Annotated in this window: 7 protein-coding genes; 6 read left to right on the plus strand and 1 reads right to left on the minus strand. The window is 63.3% G+C overall.

All coding sequences use genetic code 11. The features are described from left to right. Nucleotides 1–4 precede the first annotated feature (4 nt). Nucleotides 5–1729, minus strand: coding sequence for a tetratricopeptide repeat protein (locus DGA31_RS25600; RefSeq protein ID WP_082481833.1), 1725 nt, complete (start codon nucleotides 1727–1729; stop codon nucleotides 5–7). A gap of 225 nt (nucleotides 1730–1954) precedes the next feature. On the opposite strand from DGA31_RS25600, the gene hemA reads away from it, so the two are divergent. The 6 genes from hemA to DGA31_RS25630 all read left to right on the plus strand — a co-directional run bounded on the left by hemA (nucleotide 1955) and on the right by DGA31_RS25630 (nucleotide 7346). Next, nucleotides 1955–3232 (plus strand): glutamyl-tRNA reductase, encoded by a 1278-nt coding sequence (gene hemA / locus DGA31_RS25605; protein WP_056841707.1) that lies wholly within the window; start codon nucleotides 1955–1957, stop codon nucleotides 3230–3232. Continuing rightward, nucleotides 3229–4311: a peptide chain release factor 1 gene (gene prfA, locus DGA31_RS25610; protein ID WP_056841706.1), complete on the plus strand. Its 1083-nt coding sequence runs from the start codon at nucleotides 3229–3231 to the stop codon at nucleotides 4309–4311. The genes hemA and prfA overlap by 4 nt, the downstream gene beginning before the upstream one ends. Continuing rightward, nucleotides 4312–5145, plus strand: a complete 834-nt coding sequence (gene prmC, locus DGA31_RS25615; protein ID WP_056841705.1) for a peptide chain release factor N(5)-glutamine methyltransferase — start codon at nucleotides 4312–4314, stop codon at nucleotides 5143–5145. Further along, nucleotides 5139–5891, plus strand: coding sequence for a molybdopterin-synthase adenylyltransferase MoeB (locus DGA31_RS25620; protein ID WP_109514407.1), 753 nt, complete (start codon nucleotides 5139–5141; stop codon nucleotides 5889–5891). The genes prmC and DGA31_RS25620 overlap by 7 nt, the downstream gene beginning before the upstream one ends. A 4-nt stretch (nucleotides 5892–5895) precedes the next feature. Next, on the plus strand, nucleotides 5896–6711 hold the full coding sequence (gene murI, locus DGA31_RS25625; protein WP_056841703.1) for a glutamate racemase: 816 nt from the start codon (nucleotides 5896–5898) through the stop codon (nucleotides 6709–6711). Nucleotides 6712–6827: 116 nt separating this feature from the next. Next, entirely contained in the window at nucleotides 6828–7346 is a 519-nt protein-coding gene (locus DGA31_RS25630) for an acyloxyacyl hydrolase (protein WP_056841702.1), read from the plus strand. Nucleotides 7347–7511: the final 165 nt, after the last annotated feature.

Raw genomic sequence — 7511 nt, forward strand, 5'->3', positions numbered from 1 at the left:
GGATTCAAAGGGTCTCTGAGCCGGTCAGGCGCAGTAGGGTACTGCGCAGGATCGGGCTGTCGGGTTGTTCTTCAAGGGCCTTGGCCCAGACCTTGCGGGCTTCGCGCTGTTGACCTTTGGCCCACAGTACTTCACCCAGGTGGGCGGCCACTTCATGGTCGGGGAAACGTTCCAGCGCCATGCGCAGCAGGCGTTCGGCTTCGTCCAGGTTGCCCAGCCGGTAGTTGACCCAGCCCAGGCTGTCGAGCACGGCCGGGTCATCGGGGTTGAGCTGATGGGCCTTTTCGATCAGGTCGCGGGCTTCGGCATAGCGGGTGGTGCGATCGGACAGGGTATAGCCCAGGGCGTTGAGGGCCATGGCGTTTTCCGGCTCACGCGCCAGGATCGCGCGCAGGTCGGTCTCCATCTGCTTCAGGTCGTCGCGCTTTTCCGCCAGCATGGCGCGGGTGTACAGCAGGTTCAGGTCGTCCGGGTACTGCTTGAGCGCCTTGTTCAGCACTTGCCAGCCACGGTCGGCAAGGTTGTTGGCAGTCAGGGTCTCGGCTTCGATCAGGTACAGCTGAATGGCGAACTCCGGCTGTGCGTCACGGGCTTCGCCCAGGCGGCGCGAGGCTTCGGCGGCGTTGCCATTACTGATCAGGATATCGCTCTGACGCAGTTGTGCCGGCAGGAAGTCCGTGCCAGGGCCGACCTGCTCGTACTCGTTCAGCGCGCCCTGCGGATCATTGCGCTCTTCCTGGATGCGGCCAAGGTTCAGGTGCGCGGTGTCGACATGCGCATCGCGTGCCACCAGTTCCTCAAGATAGCCGGCGGCCTCGTCCCAGGCCCTGGCTTCCAGGCAGACCAGGGCCAGCGACAGGCGCAGGTCATCGTCGTCCGGGTATTGCTTGAGCAGGTTGGCGAACTGGATCTTGGCGTCATTCATGCGGTCCTGTTCGACCAGCATGCGTGCATATGTCAGGCGCAAGCGCTTGTCGTCGGGGTATTTCCTGATGCTTTTTTCCAGGATCGGCAAGCCTTCGTCACCGCGCCCCAGGCTTTGCAGCAGGCGGGTGCGCAGCAGGATCGGTGCGATCTCGCCCTCTTTGGGCGGGTTGTCTTCCAGCAGCTTGAGCGATTGCTCGGACTCGCCGTTCTGTTGCAGCAACAGAGCCTTGCCGAAAATCAACTGGCCGTTACTGGGGTACTTGGCCAGCAGGCGGTCGAAGCTCTTGATCAGGCCGTTGCGGGTGCCGGTGTCGGTTTCGGCGGCCGCCAGGGCGAGAAAGTCGAAGTGCGTGTCGCCCTGGCCTTGCAGGACGCGCTCCATGTACAGCATCGAGTCGTCGTAGCGGCCGGCACGGGCCAGCTGGATGGCAGCCGCGCGCTGCGACTCGAGGTTACCCGGATCGTTGCGGGCCCAGATCAGGGCGGTGTCGAGTGCGGCCTGGTCGGCGCCCAGGTATTCGGCAATGCGAAAGGCCCGCTCGGAGACCGCCGGGTCTTGCGTATTGACCGCCTGGGTCACGTAATTGTCCAGGGCGATGTCAAAACGATTGCGTTGGCCGGCCAGCTCCGCACTCAGCAGGCTGAACATGGCCTCCTGGGTGAACGAGCCGTAGACCGTCGGCTTGGCTTCGGGCGCTGGAGTCGAGTCTTTCTGGGCCTGCGCCGGCGTTTCGGGCGTGGCCATGGACTGGCAACCGCCGAGCAGAACGAGGGCGAGGAACAGCGCTGAAGATCTAGTCATATAAGGAGGAGCGGCTACCTGCGGTTTGGCGCATCATGACACAAGGCTGTCGGCAAAACCCACAGCCGCCTGAAAATCTGCTGGTGGGGCCGGCGAGCGGCGTTGCGGGTGCCATCAGCTGTGCCATCCGGCCCCGATTCTAGTGGGACAATAATATGCGGTGGTTGTTCTAAGTCTATCGAAGTAGGACAATTGCCGGCTTCATGTCACAACCAGCGACCCTGAATGGCCTTCCTTGCACTTGGTATCAACCATAAGACTGCCTCGGTAGACGTCCGCGAGCGCGTGGCTTTTACGCCCGAGCAGTTGGTTGAGGCTCTGCAACAGCTTTGCCGCCGCACCCACAGCCGGGAAGCGGCGATCCTGTCGACCTGCAACCGCAGCGAATTGTATATCGAGCACGAGCACCTGGCCCCTGATGCGATCCTGGCCTGGCTGGCCGATTATCACCAGCTCAGCCTCGAAGAGTTGCGCGCCAGTGCCTACGTGCATGAAGACGACGCCGCCGTGCGGCACATGATGCGCGTGGCCTCGGGGCTCGACTCGCTGGTGCTGGGCGAACCGCAGATCCTGGGGCAGATGAAATCGGCCTATGCGGTTGCCCGTGAGGCCGGTACGGTGGGACCCTTGCTGGGGCGTCTGTTCCAGGCCACGTTCAGTTCGGCCAAGCAGGTGCGCACGGACACGGCCATTGGCGAGAACCCGGTGTCGGTGGCGTTTGCCGCCGTCAGCCTGGCCAAGCAGATCTTCAGCGACCTGCAACGCAGCCAGGCGCTGCTGATCGGGGCCGGTGAAACCATCACGCTGGTGGCGCGGCACCTGCACGACCTGGGGGTCAAGCGCATCGTGGTCGCCAACCGCACGCTCGAACGCGCCAGCATCCTGGCGGCCGAGTTCGGTGCCCATGCGGTGCTGCTGTCGGATATTCCGGCCGAGCTGGTCAACAGCGATATCGTGATCAGCTCCACGGCCAGCCAGTTGCCGATCCTGGGCAAGGGCGCGGTCGAGAGCGCGCTCAAGCTGCGCAAGCACAAGCCCATTTTCATGGTCGACATTGCCGTACCGCGCGATATCGAGTCCGAAGTCGGCGAGCTGGACGACGTTTACCTGTACACCGTCGACGACCTGCATGAAGTGGTCGCCGAGAACCTCAAGTCCCGCCAGGGCGCTGCCCTGGCCGCCGAGGCGCTGGTCGAGGTCGGTGCCGGCGAGTTCATGTCGCGCCTGCGCGAACTGGCTGCGGTGGATGTCCTCAAGGCCTACCGCCAACAGAGCGAACGGCTGCGCGACGATGAGCTGAGCAAGGCCCAGCGCCTGCTGGCCAACGGCGCCAATGCCGAGGATGTGCTGGTCCAGCTGGCGCGTGGCCTGACCAACAAATTGCTGCATGCCCCCAGCGTGCAGCTCAAGAAACTGTCTGCCGAGGGCCGCGTCGATGCGCTGGCCATGGCCCAGGAACTATTTGCCCTCGGTGAGGGCTCGACGGATAAACCCCCGCAATGAAAGCTTCACTGCTCAATAAACTGGATGTGCTCAGCGACCGCTTCGAGGAACTGACCGCGCTGTTGGGTGACGCGGAAGTGATCAGCGACCAGACGAAATTTCGTGCCTATTCGCGCGAATACGCCGAGGTCGAGCCGGTCATCGAAGTCTACCGGCAACGCGTCAAGGTCCAGGCCGACCTGGAGGGCGCCCAGGCGCTACTCAAGGACAACGACCCGGACATGCGCGAGATGGCCGCCGAGGAAGTCCGCGAGGCCAGACAGCAACTGCAGGCGCTTGAAGCGGATCTGCAACGCATGCTGCTGCCCAGGGACCCCAACGACGGTCGCAACGTGTTCCTGGAAATCCGTGCCGGCACCGGCGGTGACGAGGCGGCGATCTTTTCCGGTGACCTGTTTCGCATGTACTCGCGCTACGCCGAGCGACGGGGCTGGCGGGTCGAGGTGCTGTCGGAGAACGAAGGCGAGCACGGTGGCTATAAAGAGATCATTGCCCGGGTCGAAGGCGACAGTGTCTATGGCAAGCTCAAGTTCGAGTCCGGCGCCCACCGCGTGCAGCGTGTGCCGGAAACCGAATCCCAGGGCCGGGTGCACACCTCGGCCTGCACCGTGGCGGTGCTGCCCGAGCCCGATGAACAGCAGGCCATCGAGATCAACCCGTCCGACCTGCGGGTCGACACCTATCGGGCGTCGGGCGCCGGTGGCCAGCACATCAACAAGACCGACTCGGCGATCCGCATCACGCACTTGCCCACCGGCATTGTCGTGGAATGCCAGGAAGAGCGTTCACAACACAAGAACCGCGCCCGTGCGATGTCCTGGCTGTCTGCCAAACTCAACGACATCCAGACCAGTGCGGCGGCCAATGCCATTGCCTCCGAGCGCAAGCTGCTGGTGGGCTCGGGCGACCGTTCCGAGCGCATTCGTACCTATAACTACTCCCAAGGGCGAGTGACGGATCACCGCATCAACCTGACCCTGTATTCGCTGGATGAAGTCCTGAGCGGTGGTGTCGATGCAGTGATAGAGCCGCTGCTGGCCGAATATCAGGCAGATCAACTTGCGGCACTGGGTGAATAAATGACGATCATTGCCAGCCTGTTAAGAAGCGCCGAGCTTCCCGATTCACCGACCGCGCGCCTGGATGCCGAGCTGCTGCTGGCCGCCGCGCTGGGCAAGCCGCGCAGCTTCCTGCACACCTGGCCCGAGCGCATCGTCAGCACCGAGGCGGCCCTGGCCTTTTCCGGCTACCTGGCGCGGCGGCGCAACGGTGAGCCGGTGGCTTACATTCTGGGCCTGCAAGGCTTCTGGAAGCTTGACCTGGAAGTGGCGCCGCATACCTTGATTCCGCGCCCCGAGACCGAAATGCTGGTCGAAGCGGCCCTGGAGCACGTGCCGGGCTTTGCCGCAGCGCGGGTGCTGGACCTGGGCACCGGCACAGGCGCCATCGCCCTGGCCCTGGCCCATGAGAAAAGCACCTGGCAGGTGACCGCCGTGGACCGCGTGCCGGAAGCGGTGGCCCTGGCCGAGCGCAATCGCCAGCGCCTGCGCCTGGACAATGCCCGGGTGCTGCAAAGCCATTGGTTCGACGCCCTGCAAGGTGAGCGTTTCGACCTGATCCTGAGCAACCCGCCGTACATTGCCGACACCGATCCGCACCTGAGCCAGGGCGATGTGCGCTTCGAGCCCAGCAGTGCGCTGGTGGCCGGTCGCGATGGCCTGGACGATCTGCGCCTGATCATCGAGCAGGCGCCCGGCTACCTGAAGGCCGGCGGCTGGCTGATGCTCGAACACGGTTACGACCAGGGGGCGGCCGTGCGAGCGCTGCTGTTGCGCCATGGCTATGAGCGTATCCAGACTCGCCGCGACCTGGGCGATCACGAGCGCATCACCTTCGGGAGCCTGCCGTGCTGAGTGACGAGGAACTGCTGCGTTACAGCCGGCAGATCCTGCTGCAACACATCGATATCGACGGCCAGTTGCGCCTCAAGGCCAGCCGCGTGCTGATCGTCGGCCTGGGCGGGCTCGGCTCGCCGGTGGCGCTGTATCTGGCCGCCGCCGGGGTCGGAGAGCTGCACCTGGCCGACTTCGACAGCGTCGACCTGACCAACCTGCAACGCCAGGTCGTGCATGACAGCCACAGCGTCGGCCGGCCCAAGGTCGACTCGGCGATGACCCGGCTGGCGGCGCTCAATCCCCAGGTGCGCCTGGTGGCGCACCGGCAAGCGCTGGATGCCGACTCCCTGGCCGCGGCCGTGGCGGCGGTCGACCTGGTGCTCGATTGCTGCGACAACTTCTCGACCCGTGAGGCGGTAAATGCGGCCTGCGTCGCGGCACGCAAGCCTCTGGTCAGCGGCGCGGCGATTCGCCTGGAAGGGCAGTTGTCGGTATTCGACCCCAGGCAGGCGCACAGTCCTTGTTATCACTGCCTCTACGGGCATGGTGTCGAGGCTGAATTGACCTGCAGCGAGGCGGGCGTGGTGGGGCCGCTGGTCGGGCTGGTTGGCAGCCTGCAAGCCCTGGAAGCCTTGAAATTACTGGCCGGATTCGGTGAGCCCATGGTGGGTCGGTTGTTGCTGATCGACGCCCTGGGCACCCGTTTCCGGGAACTGAAAGTACGCCGTGACCCGGCCTGTGCAGTGTGTGGCGGAGTGTCCTGAATTCATGACCGACGTGCAGATGAGCCATGGCCGCGAAGCGCCGGTGGCGGTGTTCGATTCCGGTGTCGGCGGGTTGTCGGTGCTGGCCGAGATTGGCCGGCAACTGCCGGCCGAATCGCTGTGCTATCTCTCCGATGGCGGGCATGTTCCGTACGGCGAAAAAACGCCGGATTTCATCATTCAGCGCTGCATGGCCATTGCCGGTTTCTTTCATGCCCAGGGTGCCAAGGCGCTGGTGCTGGCTTGCAACACGGCCACGGCAGCGGCCGCAGCCCCACTGCGCGAGCGCTACCCTGATTGGCCGATCGTGGCCATGGAACCTGCGGTCAAACCGGCGGCCGAAGCCACGCGCAGCGGCATCGTCGGTGTACTGGCGACCACTGGCACCTTGCAGAGCGCACGGTTTGCCGCCTTGCTCGACCGGTTTGCCGCCGATGTCCGGGTAATCACCCAGCCTTGCCCCGGGCTGGTCGAACTGATCGAGACCGGCGACCTGCACAGCCCGGCCATCCGGCAATTGCTCCAGGGCTATGTCGAGCCCCTGTTGGCCCAAGGTTGCGACACGCTGATTCTGGGCTGTACCCACTATCCCTTCCTCAAGCCCCTGCTGCGCCAGATGGTGCCCGACAGCGTGACGCTCATCGACACCGGTGCCGCTGTGGCCCGGCAACTGCAACGGTTGCTGGCTCAGCGTGATCTGGCAGCCAGTGGGCCTGCGCGGGACACGCTGTTCTGGACGAGCGCCGATGTAGAAAATTTCAGAAAAATCCTACCGACTCTGTGGAAAAGTTCTGACAGTGTGCGAAGCTTCGATTTGTAAAAAAAATGTGAAATTCTTTGCACGAACTTGAACTAATGTTCTGTAACAGATTTCTATAAATCCGTGGTGAGCAAGCTTCAAAACTATAACGGTGTGATCGATACAGGGTGTTTCTGATGAAGCGACTTTTTTGCGTGGCTGCGTTTGTGGCCGCAACGATGGGGCAGGTCGCCGCAGCACAGGCTGACGGTGTAGAGTTTTCGGTAGGTCAAACGAGCGATTCGACCATGACGTATCGTCTGGGCGTGCAGTTTGACTGGGACAAGAGCTGGCTGCAGAGCGACGTGGGTCGCCTGACCGGCTACTGGGATGCGGCCTATACCTTCTGGGAAGGTGACAAGACCTCCAGTAACCATTCGCTGTCGTTCTCGCCGGTCTTTGTCTACGAGTTTGCCGGTGACAGCGTGAAGCCTTACATCGAGGCCGGTATTGGTGTATCCGCCTTTGCCAATACGCAGCTTGAAGATAACAAGCTGGGCAGCTCGTTCAACTTCGAAGACCGTATCGGTTTCGGCCTGCGCTTCAAGGGCGGCCACGAAGTGGGCATCCGTGCCACTCACTACTCCAATGCCGGCATCAAGCAGCCCAATGACGGCGCTGAAAGCTTTGCCCTGCATTACAAGATGCCGTTCTGAAGCACCTTTTGCAGGTATCCCCGTAGGAGCGCGCTTGCCCGCGACCGAGTGCGTAGCGCTCGCAAAAATGTGTGAAACGCTGAAATTTTACGACTGCTGACGCAGCCGGTCGCGGGCAAGCGCGCTCCTACAGATCGGGTGTTTGCTGTGCGACGGCGCCGCGCC

It is taken from the genome of Pseudomonas ovata, assembly GCF_003131185.1.
Classification (GTDB): domain Bacteria; phylum Pseudomonadota; class Gammaproteobacteria; order Pseudomonadales; family Pseudomonadaceae; genus Aquipseudomonas; species Aquipseudomonas ovata.

Bases quoted from the DNA above. Each gene is read 5' to 3' on its own strand.
- DGA31_RS25600 (WP_082481833.1), bottom strand. From the start codon at position 1,729: ATGACTAGATCTTCAGCGCTGTTCCTCGCCCTCGTTCTGCTCGGCGGT.
- hemA (WP_056841707.1), top strand. From the start codon at position 1,955: ATGGCCTTCCTTGCACTTGGTATCAACCATAAGACTGCCTCGGTAGAC.
- prfA (WP_056841706.1), top strand. From the start codon at position 3,229: ATGAAAGCTTCACTGCTCAATAAACTGGATGTGCTCAGCGACCGCTTC.
- prmC (WP_056841705.1), top strand. From the start codon at position 4,312: ATGACGATCATTGCCAGCCTGTTAAGAAGCGCCGAGCTTCCCGATTCA.
- murI (WP_056841703.1), top strand. From the start codon at position 5,896: ATGACCGACGTGCAGATGAGCCATGGCCGCGAAGCGCCGGTGGCGGTG.
- DGA31_RS25630 (WP_056841702.1), top strand. From the start codon at position 6,828: ATGAAGCGACTTTTTTGCGTGGCTGCGTTTGTGGCCGCAACGATGGGG.